18 protein-coding genes and 2 tRNA genes are annotated in these 19343 nt (G+C 33.8%); 5 read left to right on the top strand and 15 right to left on the bottom strand.

The genetic code is table 11. The annotated features are described in order from the left end of the window. The 12 genes from BUC29_RS00095 to BUC29_RS00045 all read right to left on the bottom strand — a co-directional run bounded on the left by BUC29_RS00095 (position 1) and on the right by BUC29_RS00045 (position 10833). Entirely contained in the window at positions 1–291 is a 291-nt protein-coding gene (locus BUC29_RS00095; RefSeq protein ID WP_073412237.1) for a PAAR domain-containing protein, read from the bottom strand. Between the two features lie 3 nt (positions 292–294). Next, entirely contained in the window at positions 295–2040 is a 1746-nt protein-coding gene (gene vgrG / locus BUC29_RS00090; RefSeq protein WP_073412236.1) for a type VI secretion system tip protein VgrG, read from the bottom strand. Further along, entirely contained in the window at positions 2040–2723 is a 684-nt protein-coding gene (locus tag BUC29_RS00085) for a CIS tube protein (protein WP_073412235.1), read from the bottom strand. Before BUC29_RS00085 ends, vgrG begins: the two co-directional genes overlap by 1 nt. A 2-nt stretch (positions 2724–2725) precedes the next feature. After that, complete coding sequence (locus BUC29_RS21430) at positions 2726–2884, bottom strand: DUF5908 family protein (RefSeq protein WP_167369511.1); 159 nt, start codon at positions 2882–2884, stop codon at positions 2726–2728. Between the two features lie 2 nt (positions 2885–2886). Then, positions 2887–3333 (bottom strand): phage tail protein, encoded by a 447-nt coding sequence (locus tag BUC29_RS00080; protein ID WP_073412233.1) that lies wholly within the window; start codon positions 3331–3333, stop codon positions 2887–2889. A 2-nt stretch (positions 3334–3335) separates the two neighbouring features. After that, positions 3336–3764 (bottom strand): phage tail protein, encoded by a 429-nt coding sequence (locus tag BUC29_RS00075; protein WP_073412231.1) that lies wholly within the window; start codon positions 3762–3764, stop codon positions 3336–3338. Positions 3765–3793: 29 nt separating this feature from the next. Then, positions 3794–5893 carry a phage tail sheath family protein gene (locus tag BUC29_RS00070; RefSeq protein WP_073412230.1) on the bottom strand — a complete coding sequence of 700 codons (2100 nt, stop codon included), beginning with the start codon at positions 5891–5893 and terminating at the stop codon, positions 3794–3796. A gap of 19 nt (positions 5894–5912) precedes the next feature. Continuing rightward, positions 5913–6755, bottom strand: coding sequence for a hypothetical protein (locus tag BUC29_RS00065; protein WP_073412229.1), 843 nt, complete (start codon positions 6753–6755; stop codon positions 5913–5915). Further along, the gene (locus tag BUC29_RS00060; RefSeq protein WP_073412228.1) at positions 6752–7354 is read right to left on the bottom strand and encodes a Pvc16 family protein; all 603 of its coding nucleotides are present in this window, start codon (positions 7352–7354) and stop codon (positions 6752–6754) included. Before BUC29_RS00060 ends, BUC29_RS00065 begins: the two co-directional genes overlap by 4 nt. 339 nt (positions 7355–7693) lie before the next feature. Beyond that, a complete protein-coding gene (locus tag BUC29_RS00055) occupies positions 7694–8788 on the bottom strand; it encodes a Ppx/GppA phosphatase family protein (protein WP_073412227.1) in 1095 nt (364 codons plus the stop codon). A 250-nt stretch (positions 8789–9038) separates the two neighbouring features. After that, positions 9039–9110 (bottom strand) — tRNA-Glu (locus BUC29_RS00050). A 211-nt stretch (positions 9111–9321) separates the two neighbouring features. Continuing rightward, entirely contained in the window at positions 9322–10833 is a 1512-nt protein-coding gene (locus BUC29_RS00045) for a hypothetical protein (RefSeq protein ID WP_073412226.1), read from the bottom strand. Between the two features lie 130 nt (positions 10834–10963). Here BUC29_RS00045 and yiaA point away from each other — a divergent pair, with 130 nt between their 5' ends. Then, on the top strand, positions 10964–11437 hold the full coding sequence (yiaA, locus tag BUC29_RS00040; RefSeq protein WP_073412225.1) for an inner membrane protein YiaA: 474 nt from the start codon (positions 10964–10966) through the stop codon (positions 11435–11437). A 199-nt stretch (positions 11438–11636) separates the two neighbouring features. Here yiaA and BUC29_RS00035 read toward each other — a convergent pair whose 3' ends face one another. Together BUC29_RS00035 and BUC29_RS00030 are read right to left on the bottom strand one after the other, a co-directional pair. After that, a complete protein-coding gene (locus tag BUC29_RS00035; RefSeq protein ID WP_073412224.1) occupies positions 11637–11840 on the bottom strand; it encodes a hypothetical protein in 204 nt (67 codons plus the stop codon). 57 nt (positions 11841–11897) lie between these two features. Beyond that, positions 11898–12662, bottom strand: coding sequence for a ThuA domain-containing protein (locus BUC29_RS00030; protein ID WP_073412223.1), 765 nt, complete (start codon positions 12660–12662; stop codon positions 11898–11900). A 534-nt stretch (positions 12663–13196) separates the two neighbouring features. Between BUC29_RS00030 and BUC29_RS00025 the strand changes: the two genes are divergently transcribed. After that, a complete protein-coding gene (locus BUC29_RS00025; protein WP_139260359.1) occupies positions 13197–13466 on the top strand; it encodes a hypothetical protein in 270 nt (89 codons plus the stop codon). Positions 13467–13634: 168 nt separating this feature from the next. Here the strand turns inward: BUC29_RS00025 and BUC29_RS00020 are convergent. Next, a tRNA-Met gene (locus BUC29_RS00020) sits at positions 13635–13707 on the bottom strand. 116 nt (positions 13708–13823) lie between these two features. Between BUC29_RS00020 and era the strand changes: the two genes are divergently transcribed. The 3 genes from era (at position 13824) to BUC29_RS00005 (ending at position 19145) form a co-directional block, all read left to right on the top strand. Beyond that, on the top strand, positions 13824–14705 hold the full coding sequence (gene era, locus BUC29_RS00015) for a GTPase Era (protein WP_073412221.1): 882 nt from the start codon (positions 13824–13826) through the stop codon (positions 14703–14705). Positions 14706–14938: 233 nt separating this feature from the next. Continuing rightward, positions 14939–16249 carry a ribosome biogenesis GTPase Der gene (gene der / locus BUC29_RS00010; RefSeq protein WP_073412220.1) on the top strand — a complete coding sequence of 437 codons (1311 nt, stop codon included), beginning with the start codon at positions 14939–14941 and terminating at the stop codon, positions 16247–16249. Positions 16250–16382: 133 nt separating this feature from the next. Continuing rightward, positions 16383–19145: an outer membrane beta-barrel protein gene (locus BUC29_RS00005; protein WP_073412219.1), complete on the top strand. Its 2763-nt coding sequence runs from the start codon at positions 16383–16385 to the stop codon at positions 19143–19145. Positions 19146–19343 lie beyond the last annotated feature (198 nt).

Raw genomic sequence — 19343 nt, 5'->3', positions numbered from 1 at the left:
CTAACCAATTAATACTGTTGGTAATCCGGCAACTATTGAGCCGCCGTGAGCTGTTGAATCGCCCATTCTGGCAGCAGGTTTGCCTCCAATTAAAACCGTTGCAGAACCTGCAACAATGCTATCGGGCGGGCCCGAACAAGTGGCCATGTCACCAACACAGGCAGCGGGCATTCCGCCAATTAATACGGTTGGTGCGCCTGCAGGTAAAATAGGGCCGCCCACATGAGGGACAGTTCCGGTAACCATTGGACAGACATGCATATCTGAAATTCTTGCAGCTGGTGCTCCCATAACTTAATTTATTTGTACGATACCTCCTTTTAGAATAGCAGTGGCACTCGATGACATTTCTACACCTGCGCTTCCTTCTGCTTTAAACTGAGCGCTGGCTTTTAGCGAAACATTTGTTCCTTCAATTTTTACATCTCCGGTTGCTTTTATTTCAATATCTCCGGCACTTTCCATTTTTATTCCGTTGCTGTCTATCGTAATTACGTTTGAATTTTCGTCTTCAATTTTGATGATACCCTGATCTTCGTCGAGCGTAATTTTTTTGCCGGCCGGAGTTTCAATTCCGATGGATTTTTTATCATCATCGAACATAACTTTCATTTCGCTTCGGGTTACAATTCCTTTTTGATGATTGTCATCAGAAGCTGTAATTGGAGCTGGTTTTCCGCTGCTGTGAAGCATTCCTAAAACGATGGCATTGTTGGGATCTTCGTTTATAAATCCCACAATTACTTCATCTTCAATTTCAGGTCTGAAAAAAACACCTCTTTTATCACCTGCATCCGGCGAAGCCACGCGGCACCAAATGCCTTGTTCATCATTGTTGATAATTGGAATTTTTACCAAAATTCGGTCTTCACCATTTGGATCTTCTTCTAACTGAGTCACAATTCCAACATGAAGTCCTTTTATGGCCGGAATTATTCCCGAACCTGTTGGTGTATGAATGTCAAACGTTTCTGAAAACCATTCCGGATTTAACCCGAACTGCGCGTCGATAGTCCAGTTTCCTTCATTTATTTCATGAAAAACTCCTGTTATGTAAGCGTTTCCGTTGAATCGGTCGCCAACGCCTTCGAGTGTAATTATGGTATTAGGTTTTACAGCCGGAATGCCTTGAAATTTTACTCTTCCGCGAATTTTCGATAATTGCTGAAACAATAATTTAGCATCCGCCCAATCCTGAAGTTCAACTTCTGTAATGGCACCTCCGTGACGTAATTCGAGATTTTCAAGTTTAATAATATCAGACAAATCAGAAACAGAAAGATTGCCGTTTAAATTTACAGCGGGATCAGTTCCTTCGACTTCTACCAATTCCTGATCGGTATAATTCCAGCTGTAAGAAGATATTTTTGCAAACTGATTTCGGGCATCAATTTCGGCATCAAAATCAAGTAAAGTTGCTCCAAAAGTAACGGTTTCGACTGGCGATGAACTTACATCAGGTTTACTGATTTTGATTTTTCCGTTTTCGACAAAACAAAGTTTACCATTTGCCTGCGCTCTTGAAACTACAAAATCCCAATCGGAAGTATTGTATTGAACCAGTTCTTTGTGACTGAAATTTGTTGCTTCAACATCTTTATCCAATCCGTATGCATCAATAATTTCTTCGAAAGCTTCGCTGTCCTTTACATCATAAAAATACTTGCTCTTTCTCCCGATAGTTAATTTTACGGCCTCGTCTTTGCATTCGATAATGAGTAAAGAAGCACTGCTTTTTATTTTAATCGAATGTTTGATGATGATGCCTTTGTAAATCGTTTCTTCATCATTATGATAACCGGCAGTTATTTCAATTTTTTTTCCGGGAATCAAAAGATCTTCATTACTCAATTTAAAATCTCTTTCAGAAGCTTCTCCATCTATCAAAACAATCTGAGCCATAGGAATCCTGTTTACTTCATTTTGTACCACAATACTTTTTACTTGATAGGTTTTCGATAACTCTGTTCCTTCAATTAAAATTTTATGCGTTACTAAATCGGCGCTTTTACTGGTTTGTATGACTCCGCTGTTGTTCATCAGGATTGTTTTTGTAATGGTGGAAAAAAGAGTTTTTGTCCGGTTTTTAATTTTCTGAAATTGACTATGTTATTGACTCTCGCAACTTCGAGATAATACTTAGAATCGCCGTAAATGTGATACGACATTAATGGAAGCGTATCACCTTCTTTTACTGTTCTGTAATGTGTTAAGTCTGGCGATTTGTTATTTTCTCTGGCTGCTCTCAGATTATCTTCGACAAAACCCTGAAACTTTGCTTTTGCAACTGCTCTTATTGGAGTTCCGTCGGGTTTAAAGAGTTTAAACTCAACATCCATTTCTGTCAAAGCACCTTTAAAAAGCAATGTTCCCCAGGAAATCACGAGATAATTGGGTTTGTGTTCATCTCCATTGTAATCCAAAATGACTTTTTTGAATTTCTCAATGTCATCGATAATCCCATCATTCGAGCTTGCGTAACCGTTAATTACTCCGGAACGATCAAAAACAAAATCGAGTTCAAGGTTTTCAGGTAATTTTTTATTGAACCTTGGAGAAACCGTACTTGTTCCAGAAGCCTGAGTTTCATCGGTTTCGATTTTATAGTGATAGGTATACTTTTCAGGATTCATCAGCGTAGAAAATTCGCCATCAGCAATTTTGTTGTTGAATTCCGGGTCACTATATGCAACTACTTTTAGTTTTTCTAATTCTCCTGGCATGGCTATCGTTCTTTTTTACGTTCGATGATTTTCATTACTTGTTCTACACATTCAGCTACAGGGTCTTCGTCTTTGCTTTTTGGAGCATTGGGCGGAGGCGCTTGTTTTGATCCTTCGTTCACGTTAATTTTAATGTGAAGCTCTTTTATTTCTATTGGCATAACTAACTTTTAATTAAGGTGAAATAATTGTAGGTAAGCTCAAAGCTTTCGACAACGAGCTTGCTTTCTTCGGCATTAAAATCTTCGACGGCCCATTTTACAGGATAAGCATGGACAACGTTCCATGAAATCAAAGGCTGATGTTCTTCATTCAGCAGTTTGATTGTCAGGTTTACGGGTTTGAAAGAGAAGTTTTCTATGGCATCTCTGCACCAGTCAATAACTACAGAATCAATCAGAATTCCTCTTTTTAAAGTCAGGTTTGGATATTTTGTCTTTACCGGAAGCTTGTGTTTGAATCTGTTTTCTCCACCTTCGGCAATTTCTTCGGTTTCTATGTCGACAGACAAACCGGAAACCGATTGAAACTGATGATCTTTTTCTTTCGAACCAAGACCTTCAAATTCAACTAAAAAATGAAAACCAACAGGTGGATAATAATTAGCCATGACTAGTCATTTTGAATAGATAAACCTTCGTGAACCAATTCCATAGATTCGATAGCAACTTCATTTCCATCGGCTTTCAAATCAGTCGATTGAATTTTTGTAGGCCATGCATTTTTTACTTTCCATGTAATTACGGGTTCGTGCTCTTCGTTTAGAAGTTTTATTGTAATGTCTCTTCTTTCTATGGTGTTTAGTTTTACTGTATTCCACCAGTTGTAATATTCATTGTCGCTTGCAAAAGTTCCTCTTTTTAATGTTATGTTTGAGAATTTCTGCATGCCTGGCATTTTAATCTTACTGTATTCAGGACTTGCTCCCTGACGGTATTCGATTACTTCAGTTTCTACGTCTAATCCGGAAACTTCTGTGAACCCTATTTTTGTTCCACCCCAGTCAACTGAGAAATGAAACTTTGGTAGCGGATAGCTCATGATTTATATTTTTAATGTTGATATTTTAATTAAGATTCCTGCATTTTGTGAGAGAAACGCAAAATGATAAATTCAGCCGGACGAACTACTGCCATTCCGATTTCAACAATCATTCGGCCTTCCAGAATGTCCAAAGCAGACATTGTTTGCCCTAAACCAATTCTCACATAAAAAGCCTGTTCTGGTTTTGCTCCGGCTAGTGCTCCGGCTCTCCATTGAAGAATTAAGAAATTCTCGATCATGGCTCTTACTCTAATCCAGGTATTGGCATCGTTAGGTTCAAATACGAACTGCTCTGTTGCTTTTTTGATGGATTCTTCGGCCATGTTAAAGAAACGTCGAACAGGAACATAGCGCCATTCGTTGTCATTACCAGCCAGCGTTCTTGATCCCCAAATCAAGGTTCCTTTGCCTGTAAAACTTCTGATAGCATTAATGGATTTACCGCCTACGGTATCTACATTAAGATTGTCCTGATCGACATTAGTTATTTTTAAAGCTGGTTTTACTACATAGTTTATGCCCACGTTTGCAGGCGCTTTCCAAACACCTCTGTTAGAATCTACACGGGCATAAATACCGGCAACAGCGCTGCTTGGAGGAAGTGTAAGCGGAAGTGCTAAAATCTCTGCTTTTATAGCATTGTATGATTTATTATCTAGACCTTCAATATCGCCAAGGTAACGGCCGTTCATCGCGCCATTATTGATATCAGTATTATTAAGAAGTGTAATTTCATCTTTAATGTTTTCAATTAAGGTTACAATATCATCTGTTCCTGAAGAAAGATTTAATACATCAGTTGTAATAGCTAAAGTATTATCCGGTAAGTCTGTAATTGATGCAGGTGCACTAAAAGCAAGAAGTTTTGCAATTTCTGAAATTACGTTTGTAGTATTGGTTTTTACATTTTGCTGTACTTTTAAAGGGGTATTTGCGGCCTTTAATTTTGCAGTTAAATCAACAAGGTTGTCTCTTACTTTTTCTATTTTGTTGCTGCCTTCGAATAAACCAACAAATGTATTCAATGCAGTTTGAAGATCATTTCCTGCTCCGGCAACTTCTTCTACAGATGCAATGGCGGAATTCGCAGCATTTTGAATTTTTTCTTTAGCCGAAATTAAAGTACCCAAATGTCCTGTTAACGTTTCTAAAAGAGGAACGAAAGCGACTGTTTTTGCCACCGTAAATGTTCCGGCTCCTGTGTTATCATATCCTGTGGCATCGTCAATATACTTTAGGACATTTGCAATGCTTCCTTCAATTAAATCGTTTGTACCATCTGTGTCATCATCAGTTACTTCAATTAAATTAGTAACAGTAAGCGGAATAGTTGTCAGGATACCCTGAACTTCGCTCAAAGCTGTAGAAATAGCATCAGGAACATTGGTAATGTGTGTAATTAAAATATCATCTTCATTATATCGATAATCAAGAATAGTATCGAGATAAGGATAATAAGCAGCTCCGTATTTCAGATAATCTTTTTCAAGAGAAATTTTGCCTCTTAATGTTAGAGAATCTGCTCCAACATCAGTTGAGGTATAAGTATCAATAATAGTGAATCTGTCCTGAAGATCGTGGCACTGCATTAAGGCATTTGAATATAAGGCATAAAATTCATCGGCACTTAATGCTTTTGCATCTGGAAACAATATTAAAGTTGGTTCGTCTTCAGCTTTTAATAAATCCAATCCATCATTTAAATCATCAAAAAGAACAGTGTTTTGATTTCCGGTATTATTTTCATAGCTATTTACAGAAATGATATAGCATGGGCCTCCGCCGTTTGCAAAATACATTTGAAGCGAATAATACATTAAAAATGGTTTTGGAGCACTTGGCTGATTTACCACTATATTTCTTTCGGTTATAACATTGTCGGTTACAACATCGGTAACATTTACTGTTATGGTATCTTCTGGATAGGCAAATCCAAAATACGTTTCGTAATCCAGTAAAGAAGTAATTCGGGTAGGAATGTTTTTCAAATCGTTATCTACTTTTTTAACAGCTTTTTCGGTATAGCCAATAAAGGCCGGAATTGCTGTTTCTACCTGGGCAACGGAAGGAGGGAACTTTACGATTTCCTCAACATATACCCCGGGTGTTTTGTAAGTTGTTGCCATGATTAATTGTTTTTAATTATTAAATAAATATTTCAGAGTAGTAATCACCATTGATTTTTGTAATTGATTTTACCGATGGATTTGGATAATGGCTGTCTGCCGGTTCTGCCGGAGTAAAATCGGTAAGAGGGTCGAGTTCGACAAAACCAGAACGTGTTAATGGTTTTGGTGCATTGGTCTCAATTTCGGCAGCGGTTTTTGTATTGATGTATTTCCAAAGTGTTTTTCGGTTATCAAAATGGATTTTGAAATTTGGACTCAGTATTTTGCCTGCATTCGTTACAATATTTCCGGGAACATTGTCGCCTTTGAGGTTTAAGGAAACAATTCCGAAGATATCTTGCTGTTCTGATGTATGCAGTGCCGAAATTAAATTGGCAGTAGTTTCTTCGGATACTAAAAAGGCATCTGAAATTAATTTGTTGTCGTTTATTTTTGGAAGATATTCGAATGAAGCGGGTTCTGTTGCCGGTTTAGCATTACTAAATAAGAATACCTGATTTGGAACAAAGTCTAGATTGGTGTAATTTTCAAATTGATAATCGTTGATTGCAATTAAAAATTTCAAATTTAGACTTAAAGGAGTTTTTATAAACGGATCGGTTTCATCTGTTTCTTTAACTTTGATGTATACTCTAAAACCGGTTTTGGTTTTTTTGAATATCATTTTGTAGTTTTTCAGTATAGCATTGGTTTCAAGTGTTGGTTCTATTGTTGTAAATGCACTAATACCAAAGTTTTGCAGCATTTTTTCTTTATTTGCAGCAGACATGCCTGCAAAAGTTTCTTCGCCGCTGTTCAGAAAATAATTGTGAAACAGCGTTACTTCAAACAACAATCCGTATGTAATAGAAAAACTCATGACTGGTCTTTTGTTTTGGTTACACCTTTAACTTTGCTTATAAGCTGTCCTTCGCCCTGAGCGATATTGCGTTCAATCTGGATCATACTAACTTTATATAAAGCCGACGGAAGCTGCTTGCCGCCAAGTGTTCCCCAGATATAATTTAGTTCTTCAAAAGTGGGAGTGTAGAGTTCGACAGTAAATTTGAAGTTGTCAATATTAGACATTGCGACATTATTTCTGTTGAAAATAGTATTGGCTTGTGTAAAGAGTTTTTTACCCTGAAAAAAGGCTATTATTTTTGAAATATCATTAAGAGAATTGATGTATTTGTCTCTATTAGCGCTAAATAGCAAATACAGATTTAAATTGATAATACTGTTTTGGTAAATTGTTTTATCGTTTTTGACAGTATGATTTGGGAAGTTTTTTAAAGTTGATTCTTCATCTATATTTATTAGCGTAAGTATAACACTGTCTTCTAACGGATTCTCCATATCATCATTGTGGGATTCTAAAAAAGCAATGTTTTCAGGTACAACACTTTTTTCTAGCCCAATTTCGTCGAGATAGTTGTTTACTTGTTCTGCAATTATTTGAATAACTTCATAAATCATCTTGTAATATTTTATAATAATACTATATGAAAGTTTACCGAAAGAAATCAGTTTCACGGCGCAGATTAAAAAACGAGAGATGGGGGTTTCTGGCTTTGGTTAAAACTTGTAATAGAAACAAGGCTTATAGTTTGGCTAAATTAGAACAATGAGAAGCTATAAAAAAAGGGGAATTTTCCCCTTTTTTTAGCGTATTTTTACTTTTTAAATTACTGAAATTCAGTTAGTTGTTTGATGTTTGTTCTTTGTGGTAAAAAAGCTCAAAAACGTTGATTTTACGGCATAAAAAAAGAGAACTTAATAAGTTCTCTTTGATAATTATGATTGAAGAAATGATATTTAAAAATTTGTATTTACTTTTTTAGAGCGATCTGCAATAAATGAGATAAGCCAGATTGTTTGTCCTTCTTTAACAAAGAAAACTTTTTTGTTTTCTAAATTCGGAATACTTTCTAAACAGGCTACAAGGATATTATTTGCAGAAATAAGATATTTTTGATCGTATGTACTCAAAACTCTCGCAGCTTCTTTATTTGTTTTTGCAAGGTTAGTAAACTTGACAAAATTATTTTTCAAAATAGCATCATAATCGATAACATCCTGCAGGCTTAAAGAAACGTAATGTTCTTTTACATTTTCGTTATAGTATAAAGTTGCAAAAGCCCAAACTGCTCCACCAGATAAGTATATTTTATCTTTTTTTACCAAAGGAGGATTTTTGTCCAGCATTTCCTGAACTTTTTTGCGCAGAATCGAGTTAAAATCAAAAGATTTTTCCTGATAAGTTGACATATCATTTGCCTGAGACGGATTTACAACTGTTTTCTTTACGGCATCAGTAAGAGTCATTGTACCGAAATCAAGCTCAAGAGGTATAAACTCTAATTTATTGTCTTCAAGTTCATCAATATAACCGCCTTTAGTAGTTTGTGCACCAATATCAAGTAAGAAAGCATTAGCATAATCAACCGGAGGCATAGCACCTTTTACCAGTGTTTTAGCTTCTGTGTTTACATTAAGGATTTCAAGATCTTTATTTGTAAGAGTTGTAATTTTATTTTTTAAAACATCAACGTTGCGTGCAGATGAAAAAACTGGAGCGGCTACGATAAAGATGTTCTCCTCAAGAATTTTGTGTTCGGCTCTTATTTTATTCAATTGATCAGTAACAATTACAGTAGTTCTGTCAATATCTTCCTGAGTCAATTCGCCGTTAGCAGCAATATGATCTGCAAAAGGAATTCTTTCTGTCCAGAACGAAAGAATTTTATAATCAGCTTTTCTGATGTTGTTTACATCCAGAACAGAGACTTTGATAGCTCTGCGTCCAATTTCAATTCCGGCATAAAGGCTTTTTTGAGAAAATGAATTGGTGGAAAAAAATAAACTTAAAAAGGTAAAAATTAAAATAAGGGGGTTGTGTTTTTTTAGCATTGTGTCGTTAAATTATTCTTTTTAATGAAAAAATGAGAGATTTTCGCTTGTTGTAATTGTGATTTTTGCGAATAATACTGCTGCGGATTTTGCTGCAAATTTATAAAAAACATATTCTAATTAGAAAGTAAAGCGACTAAGAAAATAGTATTTAATGCTATAAGTAGGTTTTTGACTGGTTAACCTTACAAAAGTGATTTTAAGAAAATAAAAAAAGCTCCAGATTTCTCTGAAGCTTTTCTCTGATAAGTAGTCCGTGGGGGAATCGAACCCCCCTTACCAGGATGAAAACCTGGCGTCCTAACCGATAGACGAACGGACCTGCTTTTCTAATGCGGGTGCAAAAGTGCAATTATTTTTGGAATGTGCAAAAAGAATTTTTAAAAATTTTTGTGGTTGTTTTTAAGAAGTTAAAAATTAATGGTTTATAAATAAAAAATATTTCAGTATGGTTAAAAAAACTTCAGATATTTCTTAAAAGCTTTAATTTGTTAAGGAGAAAATAGAGTCTCAATTCTTAATTTTTTATTAGACTATGCAGTAGGGAAGTAGGTCGTAAGGAGATTTAAGGTTGTTTGATAAATCGTTTTTCGTCTCACTTTTGCCAATAACCAGGCTAAAAAACTCATGATTAAAATATCTTTAGGACCGTTTTGAGAAGTAATTATAAAATCTTCTATTGCTTTTTGAAATTTTTGTGTTTGTATAATTTCAGGTTTCATGGCATATTGTTCTACAAATAAAAGATATTGAACAACACGTTCTTCATTTACCGTCAAAAGGTATTTTTTATATCGTCGTTTAAAACTTTTTATTCGGGAGATAGCCAGTTCGATGTTTTCTTGTTCTACATGTAAAAGGATTTCGACAAGACACTTTTTGATAGTCCAGTCCATACCCATTTTTTTTTCATACCAATTGTCGGTATGGTTTAATTTTGCCATTTCTTTTATAGAATTGCGACCGGAATTTTGCTGTAAATAAAAAACGATCAGCATAAGACGAATATCGTTACTATCATTAGGATCTGCTTTTTTGTTTGAAGAAAGAGCTTTCTCTGCAATTTCTATTGCTTTTTGAGCATTACCAAGATAATTTTCATTGAAGGCTAATAATAAAAAATATCGAAGACAAAAACGTTCATAATACTTTCCTGATTGTTTCTGAAGCTCTGAAAACATTAAATTAAGATAGTGCAAAGATTTTGTAAACTGACCATTTCGAAAATAAAAGTTAGCAATAAAGTATAAGATGTATATATGATAGTATAAATGTCTATCAATCAAATCGTTTTTTTTACTAATAAATCGATAGCTTTTAATGACAAAAGGCTGAATAAGTGAGAAATTGTTGTTTATAGAAGCATATTCGTTTGCAATAAACAGAATTTGATATAGAGATTTAAAAGTTAATCCTTCTTTTAAAGATATTCCATGTGTTTCAATTGTATTTTTTATAAGTGCCTGAAAATCTACTATCCGGCTTTCGTGATAAATAGCAGCAAGTTCGCGACGCAAAACTGCATAACCTAAATTAAGCTGTTGCTCATATTCAAGCTGTTTTTTATTGGCTTTAAATTTCTCTATTATTTTTTCGATTGGTTCTGATAAATTAAAATGGGCAAATTGTATCTGGGTCAGATAGATTTCATTAAGAAGACTAAAGTGCTCAATATTTAATGCGGTTTCTTCTGCTTTCGCAAGACATTTAAAAGCTGTTTTTATCAATTTATGTTCAAAAAATAAACGACTTACAACTATAAGGCGAAGAATTGTGTTTTCTTGTGAGGTATCATTTTCAAAACTTCGATTTGCCATGAAATCAATCATATTGTCATAAAGTCTTTTCCTGAGAGCATGATAGGCATCAGAACTTTTTTTATCCTTTGAAATATATTTTTTAATTTTTATATCATCAGTTTTTAAAGAATTAAATAATTCTATATTACCTGTATCTTTGCGCTTATTTTTTTTTGAAAGATATTGTGTAAATGCCTTTTTTTCTGATTCATTCATCATGTTTGATATTTCCTGTAAAGCATTCATAAGTTAGGGTTTTATGAGGGTAAAAATAATTAATTAAAAATTTATATCGTCAGTTTTTTAAATAAATTGATTTTCACAACTCCTGTTTGATTCTGACATTTGCTTCATAATTATAAAAAACATAAAAAATATGGAACCGCTAAAATCAAATGAATTAAACAACAATTCAGAATTAAAAAATGCAAGATTAAATAATGGATCAAGTCCATTAAAACCAAGTGCTGCTTTCGTAGGAGCATCCTGGATGACATTACTTATAGGTATGACCTCGTATTGTATTGGTCTTTATAATTCAGCTATGGCTTACAATGAAAAAGGATACTATTTTACGATTCTCCTTTTTGGTCTTTTCTCTGTAATATCAGTACAAAAAAGTGTAAGAGACAGACTTGAAGGCATACCCGTAACCGATTTATATTACAGTATAAGCTGGTTTAGTACCATAGCCTCGATAGTATTATTAATAATTGGACTTTGGAACGCCAGTTTATTACTAAGTGAAAGAGGATTTTTCGGAATGTCGTTTGTATTAGGATTGTTTTCTGCTCTTGCTGTACAAAAAAACACCCGAGATCTTAAACAATTTGAATCGACTAACATATAGTATTTAGCGGGCCTCATTACTGTCACACAATTGTGCAGTTTTGAGGTTTTCTAATTTTAAAATAGATAGATATGAATTTTAGATACAAATCGGTTATTTATATTGTTGGCGTAGTGTTGCTAATAATTAGCATCTTAAATAAAATTTGGTGGATATACATGTGCACGAAATACACTGAATTTGAAGAAACCAAAACAGCTTATCTTAGTTTATTTCCTAAGTTTATTGCTAATGCTTTTTTCTTAACTAGTATGGATATAATTGCATCAGGAATAGCAGTAATTATCTTTTTGAAATTTAAAAATGCAGGATATTTAAAAAGTACATCTAAAGTTTTAATGATAATTTCTTCAATTCTTTGCGGATGGAGTATTTTCTCATTGATGTAATTGATACGTTTCATTCAACGTTCTTTTATTGTGAGCGTAAACAGAATTTGAATAAAACAAAAGTATGAACTTTATTTACCTATAGCATACATGATTCCACCAAGCAAATGCTGTGCAAAAAGAGGATCACTATAACTTTCAGGACTGTGTCCTAAAGCAGTATAAAATGCTCTGCCGCCATCATATTCGTGATACCACGCCAAAGGATGATTATCGCCGTGTTTACCACCTTTATATGAAGATTCATCAATTTTTATAAGCACATTTACGTCTGGATTTAAATATTTGAAATTATACCATTCGTCTTTTCGTTCCCAAATTTCCGGAAGATGTTTTGTAGATGGATGTTCGTGATTCACAACAATGAGTTTAGCATTTTGCGGTTCAGGATGTCCTTCGAAAATTCCGCCAATCATTTGTGTATACCAAGACCAGTCTGGTTCGCAGTTTGTAGCCGAATGTATACCTACAAAACCATTTCCTTTTTCTATAAATTTTTGCAAAGCCAACTTTTGATTTTCGCCTAAAACATGACCTGAGGCGCTTAAAAATATAACGGCTTGGTATTGCTTTAAGTTTTTAGGATTAATTGCCAGAGAGTCTTCGGTAGCATCTACCGTAAAATGATTTTCCTGTCCCAGTTTTTTTATCGCTGCGATTCCGGCAGGAATACTTTCATGTCTGAAACCGTTAGTTTTAGAAAAAACAAGCACTTTTTTGATTTTGTCAGCAGTGGTTGGTTCTGTATTTTTTAAGTGGAAAGAAACTAAAAAATAACTTATCAGTATAACAAAGCTGAATAAAAATGATTTTTTTATTGAAAACAGGTGGTTCATTTTTGGAGAATTTTATTTTGGGAAGATAGAGAAAAAATGTTTTGTGATGGTTGTATTTTGTATGTTGAAAAATTCTGTGTATGTTTCGCCCTGAAAAAATAAAAATTGTGGCACCAGCGGGACTCGCACACCAACAGGGGAAAAGTAATCCTTATCTAAATTACTACCTTCATTGTCTCAACGAATATATTTAGAAAATAAAAAAGAAAACCAATTTCCTGATTCTCTTTGTTATAGCGTGAACAGAACTCGAACCTGTGTCCGCCGCTGCGGATATGAACCCAACGAGTTAAATGTTAAGAATTAGATTTTTAATAAACTCTCTTCAATTCCTGTTTTTAGATATTTTTCTCTTTTCATAGCATTAAATTTTGAATTAAAAAATCGACAAGAATAATTTACCTAAAGAATTATCAATATATTTGGTTAAAGTAAATTATGACGCATGTCATTCTTATCAATTAAAAGTGGGTGGTTTTGTGTGATTTTGTCATATATAAGTTAACAAATTCCCAACAAATTAAATCAATTGCAATGTACTCAACTAAGATATTTTCTGGTTTATGTTTTTTTATCGGCCTCATACTTTTTGCAGTTGGTATTTATATGAATTTAAATAATATTTTGTCAACAGGTCAGCCTTACAAAACTCGTTTAGGAACTAATATGAATGCGGAATCAATTGATGGTAATGGGGCTTTGTTTTTTGGAATACTCATTTTAATTGTATCGTTAATCAGTAATCGAATTTATATTTCCCAAAAGAAAGATAGAAACAAAAGGTTAAAAGAAGAGAATTATTAATTAACAAATAGTGACAGTTAAAAAATACTGCAACTGATTTAGATAATTGCTTTGAAGGGAAGTTGTTTTTGTATTTTGAATGATTTGTCAAATACGAATTATAATGCTATCAGCAAAACAGAAACCATAAACAAAAAAGCTCCAGATTTCTCTGAAGCTTTGTCTTAGTAGCGGGAACAGGACTCGAACCTGTGACCTTCGGGTTATGAGCCCGACGAGCTGCCTACTGCTCTATCCCGCGATGTTTCGGGTGCAAAGATACGCCGATTTTTGAGAATTCCAACGAAAATTTAAAAAAAAGTTTTATTTTCCGTATTAACTTGATATGACTACCTTTGCAAAATAAATATTACGCAAATGTCACATAAAGCAGGTTTTGTAAACATCATCGGAAATCCAAATGTTGGAAAATCGACACTAATGAACGCCTTTGTTGGAGAAAGGTTATCAATCATCACTTCAAAAGCGCAAACAACACGTCATAGAATCTTAGGAATCGTAAATGGCGAAGATTTTCAACTGGTACTTTCAGATACTCCCGGAATTATTAAACCGGCCTACGAAATGCAGGAATCGATGATGAACTTCGTAAAATCGGCTTTTGAAGATGCTGATATTTTAATCTACATGGTCGAAATAGGAGAGCAGAACTTAAAAGATGAAGATTTCTTTAAAAAAATCTTTTATGCCAAAATTCCCGTTCTGTTATTACTAAACAAAATCGACAATTCAAATCAGGAACAATTAGAAGAACAGGTTGCTTTTTGGAAGGAAAAAGTGCCAAATGCAGAAATTTTCCCAATTTCGGCACTTCAAAATTTTAATGTTCCGGAAGTTTTTGACAGAATTATCCAATTACTTCCAGAATCTCCGGCTTATTATCCTAAAGATCAGTTAACAGACAAACCTGAACGTTTCTTTGTAAACGAAACCATTCGTGAAAAAATCCTTTTAAATTACGCCAAAGAAATTCCATATGCAGTAGAAATCGTAACAGAAGAATTCCTTGAAGACGATAATATTATCAGAATTCGTTCTGTAATTATGGTAGAACGCGATACTCAAAAAGGAATTATCATCGGACATAAAGGCGCTGCTCTTAAAAAAGTAGGAACCGATGCACGTGCCGATTTAGAGAAATTCTTCGGAAAACAAATTCATATTGAACTGTATGTAAAAGTGAATAAAAACTGGAGAAGCAATGCTAATATGCTGAAACGATTTGGTTATAATCAATAGTTTATAAATGTTTCAAGTTTCAGGTTTCAAGTTGAACTCCAGAGCCTAAAACTTGACACTTTAAACCTGAAATTTGAAACAAAAATAGAGGTACTTAGAAACGTAGCATCTTAGCAACTTTTTTTAACTACCTTTGCAAAAAATTTAAATAAGGCATTTGGGTTACAAGTGATTAGATTTTTAGGAAGCTAAAAATCTGAAATCTAAACTCTAAAGTCTAAAATTCAAAAAAAATGAATAACATTGTTGCGATAGTAGGAAGACCTAATGTAGGGAAATCAACCCTTTTTAATAGGCTGATACAAAGAAGAGAAGCTATTGTAGATTCAGTATCTGGGGTTACCCGTGATAGAAACTATGGTAAAAGCGAGTGGAACGGAAAAGAGTTTTCTGTCATTGATACCGGAGGATACGTTCGCGGATCTGATGACGTATTTGAAGGTGAAATTCGTAAACAAGTAGAACTTGCTATCGACGAAGCCGATGTTATTATTTTTGTTGTAGATGTTGAAGAAGGTATTACACCAATGGATGAAACGGTTGCAAAATTACTTCGTAAAGTAACAAAACCAGTTTTATTGGCTGTAAATAAGGTAGATAACGCAATGCGCGAAAAAGATGCTGTGGAGTTTTATAATCTTGGTTTAGGAGATTATTATACTTTCGCGAGTATTTCTGGAAGCGGAACAGGAGATTTATTAGACGCTTTAATTGAAGCATTTCCTGAAAAACCAGAACCAGTACAAGTTGCAGAAGAATTACCACGTTTTGCGGTTGTAGGTCGTCCGAATGCTGGAAAATCTAGTTTTATCAACGCATTAATTGGACAGGATCGTTATATTGTAACCGATATTGCAGGAACAACTCGTGATGCGATCGATACAAAATTTGATCGTTTTGGGTTTGAATTTAATTTGGTTGATACTGCCGGAATTCGTCGTAAAGCAAAAGTTAAAGAAGATTTAGAATTTTACTCTGTAATGCGTTCTGTAAGAGCAATTGAGCATGCAGATGTTTGTATATTGGTAATCGATGCTACTCGTGGTTTTGAAGGTCAGGATCAGAGTATTTTCTGGCTTGCTGAGAAAAACCGTAAAGGGGTTGTAATCTTGGTAAACAAATGGGATTTGGTAGAAAAAGATACTATGTCAAGCCGCGATTACGAAGAAAAAATCCGTAAAGAATTAATGCCATTTACAGATGTGCCAATTTTATTCGTTTCGGCTTTAACTAAGCAGCGTTTATTAAAAGCATTAGAAGCAACTGTTCAGGTTTTTGAAAACAGAAAACAAAGAATTCCAACTTCAAAATTCAACGAATATATGTTGAAAGTTATTGAAGCTTATCCGCCGCCGGCGACAAAAGGAAAATATGTAAAAATTAAATATTGCATGCAATTGCCAACGCAGACCCCTCAGTTTGTATTTTTTGCCAATATGCCGCAATACGTTAAAGAACCATATAAAAGATATCTGGAAAATAAAATTCGTGACAATTGGGATTTCGCAGGAGTTCCAATTGATATTTATATCAGAGAAAAATAAAAAGAAAGCCCTCATTTTTGAGGGCTTTCTTTTTATTCGATGTTTAAATGGCATATTATCTGGATAAATGTTAAAAACACAATTAAACCTTTTTGGTTTTTTGCAGTCTAACTACCTAACTAACCAAATATTTATGACCAGAATTTATTCATTTTTATCATTTTTCTTCCTTTTCGTCTTTGCTGCCAGTGCACAAAATGATATTACTTTAAAAGGCACTATTTTAGATGTCAATACCCAGTTGCCACTGGAAATGGCAACAGTTTATTTTACTACTATAAAAGATTCTACCGTTATCGAATATGCCACTACAGACAAAAACGGTGCTTTTAGAATGGATATCAAAAAATATGAAAAATCTGTTTTTTTGAAGGTGAGTTATATGGGATATCAAACCTATTTTGAGGAATATAAAGGACTTACAGAAAGCAAAGATTTTGGTAAAATTTACATGCTGGAGAATGTAAATGCCTTAAACGATGTTGTTATTAAAACGGAAGCTGCACCAATAACGATTAAAAAGGATACGTTAGAATTTAATGCCGCTTCTTATAAAGTCCGCCCGGATTCAAACGTCGAAACTTTATTAAAACAATTACCGGGATTTGATGTCGACAATGATGGAAAAATTACTGTAAATGGTCGAGAAGTCAATCAGGTTTTGGTAAACGGAAAAACGTTTTTTGACAAAGACGGAGCAATTGCCATCAAAAATTTACCGGCAGATATTATTAAAAAAGTTCAGGTTTCTGATTTTAAAACCAAGAAAGAAGAATTGGCCAAACAAGAATCGACATCAGATTTTTCGAGCATTAATATTACTATTGATGAAAAGAAAAACAAAGGTTATTTTGGTAAAGTAATGGGCGGTTACGGAACTGATGACCGCTATGAAGCCAATGTTAACCTAAATTACTTTAATAATAAACAGAAAATTAGCCTGCTGGCTTCTTCAAATAATATCAATTCGACCGGATTTTCTATGGATGACGTTTTTGATAATATGGGAGGCGGTAGAAACAGCAGCGGAAGAGGAGGAAATTCGAATTCTGGAGGAAGCGGAAAAGGAATAACACAATCCAATTTAGTCGGAGTTAACTATTCTGATGATTGGACTAAAGACCTGCTGGCTATGGGAAGTTATAATTTTTCGAATACAATTAATAATAACGACAGCAAATCAAATCAGCTTAGTTTCCTGCCAACGGGAAATATTATTACTCAGGCAGAATCTAAAACGAGAAATGAAAGTACAGGAAACAATGTCAATTTTGAATTAGAATACAAAATTGATCCGAGTATGAGAATTGTGATTGCGCCAAAGTTAAACCAGTCCAGAACAAACAGTAATTCGACTTCAAATAGTTTTTCTGAAGATGAAAACGGAAATGCTTTAAACGAAAGTAATTCTAAATCGTATGCTGAAAGTGATAATCTGAATTTTGGAAACACAATCAACTTCAATAAAACATTTGAAAAGAAATCCCGAAATTTAAGTTTTGTTTTTACCAATAATAACACAAATAGCGATTCGAATGGTTTGAATCTGTCTGAAACTATTTTCTATCAGGGCAATCAGCCAAATGACGAAAGAAATCAAACTACAAAAAAGAGAAATAGTAGTGATGCTTATTCGGCAGATATCGAATATACCGAACCCATTACAGATTCTTTAAGAGTAAGATTTGGATCTGATTTTGATTGGAATACAACAATAAATGACGAAAAGACTTTTAATTTTGATCCCGCTACACAGGAATATAGCGATTTGAATTTGGCTTTGAGTAATTACACAAGTTCAGTTCAAAATTCGGTTACACCAAAAGTTGGGATTACGCTTCAAAAAAATAAATTTACATTAAATCTAGACAGCCGGACTTCGATTGTAAATTTTGATAATCATTCATTATACTTAAATAATGCGACAGATTTAAGTAAAAAATACGTATTGCCTTTTGCGACTGCTATATTGAGATATAAATTCAACCGTTCTAAAAATTTATCTTTTAAATATGATTATTCAAATGCACTGCCATCTGCAGCGCAGTTAATGCCAGTTGTAAACCTGAATAATCCGTTGAATACAATTGTGGGAAATCCGGATTTACATCCGGTTGAAAAAAACAGCATTAATTTCAATTTTAAAAATTACGATTTTCGTTCGCGTTCCGGTTATAGTGTGTATTTAAAAGGAGATTATTATGATAATGATATTGTTTCGACTTCAATTTATGATGAAAACGGAAAAAGAACTACAACTTATGTCAATATTTCCGGAGTTTATAATGCTTCTGTTGGTGCAAACTGGAACCAATCTGTAAAATCCGGTGCACATACTTTACGATATGGATTAGGATTAAATGCCGGTTATTCTTTTGATAAAGGATTTACAAATGGAGTTTTATATAATGCAAAATCAACTTCAATTACGCCAAAAGTTTATTTGTCTTATGATTATGGAGAAATATTAACTATTGCGCCATCTTATAATTTATCATACAATCAGTCTAAATACGAAAATTATTCAAGAGATGCCACTTCAAATGTGGTTCACCGAATTAATTTACAGACTACAACTTATTGGCCGGAAAATTTAATTTTCGGAAATGATTTTGGATATATTTATAATTCTAATAGATCGGGTGATTTTAAAAAAGATTTTTACTTATGGAATACTAGTATATCCTATGGATTTTTAGATAAAAAGCTTTACGCAAAAGTTAAAGTGTATGATGTTTTAAACCAAAATTTAAGTGCCACTAGAACCATTTCCGCAACGGCTATTCGCGATGAAGAAAACACAGTTTTAAGACGTTATGTAATGTTTTCTGTAGCTTATAAAATCGGAAACTTTACAGGATCTGAAAAAGGAGGGAAGAGAAGGCCGAGAGAATAGTTTTTTTAAGGTTCAGAGGGGCAAAGGGACAAAGAGACAAAGGTTCAAAGAAATAGAAAAAAACCTCGATCAAATTTTTAATTTGATCGAGGTTTTTTTCTAAAATCTAAAATCTAAAATCTAAAATCTAAAATCTAAAATCTAAAATCTAAAATCTAAAATCTAAAATCTAAAATCTAAAATCTAAAATCTAAAATC

The organism is Flavobacterium defluvii (assembly GCF_900129555.1).
Taxonomy (GTDB): domain Bacteria; phylum Bacteroidota; class Bacteroidia; order Flavobacteriales; family Flavobacteriaceae; genus Flavobacterium; species Flavobacterium defluvii.
The sequence above is the reverse complement of the archived record's forward strand: the minus strand, read 5'-3'. Positions and strand labels throughout refer to the sequence as shown.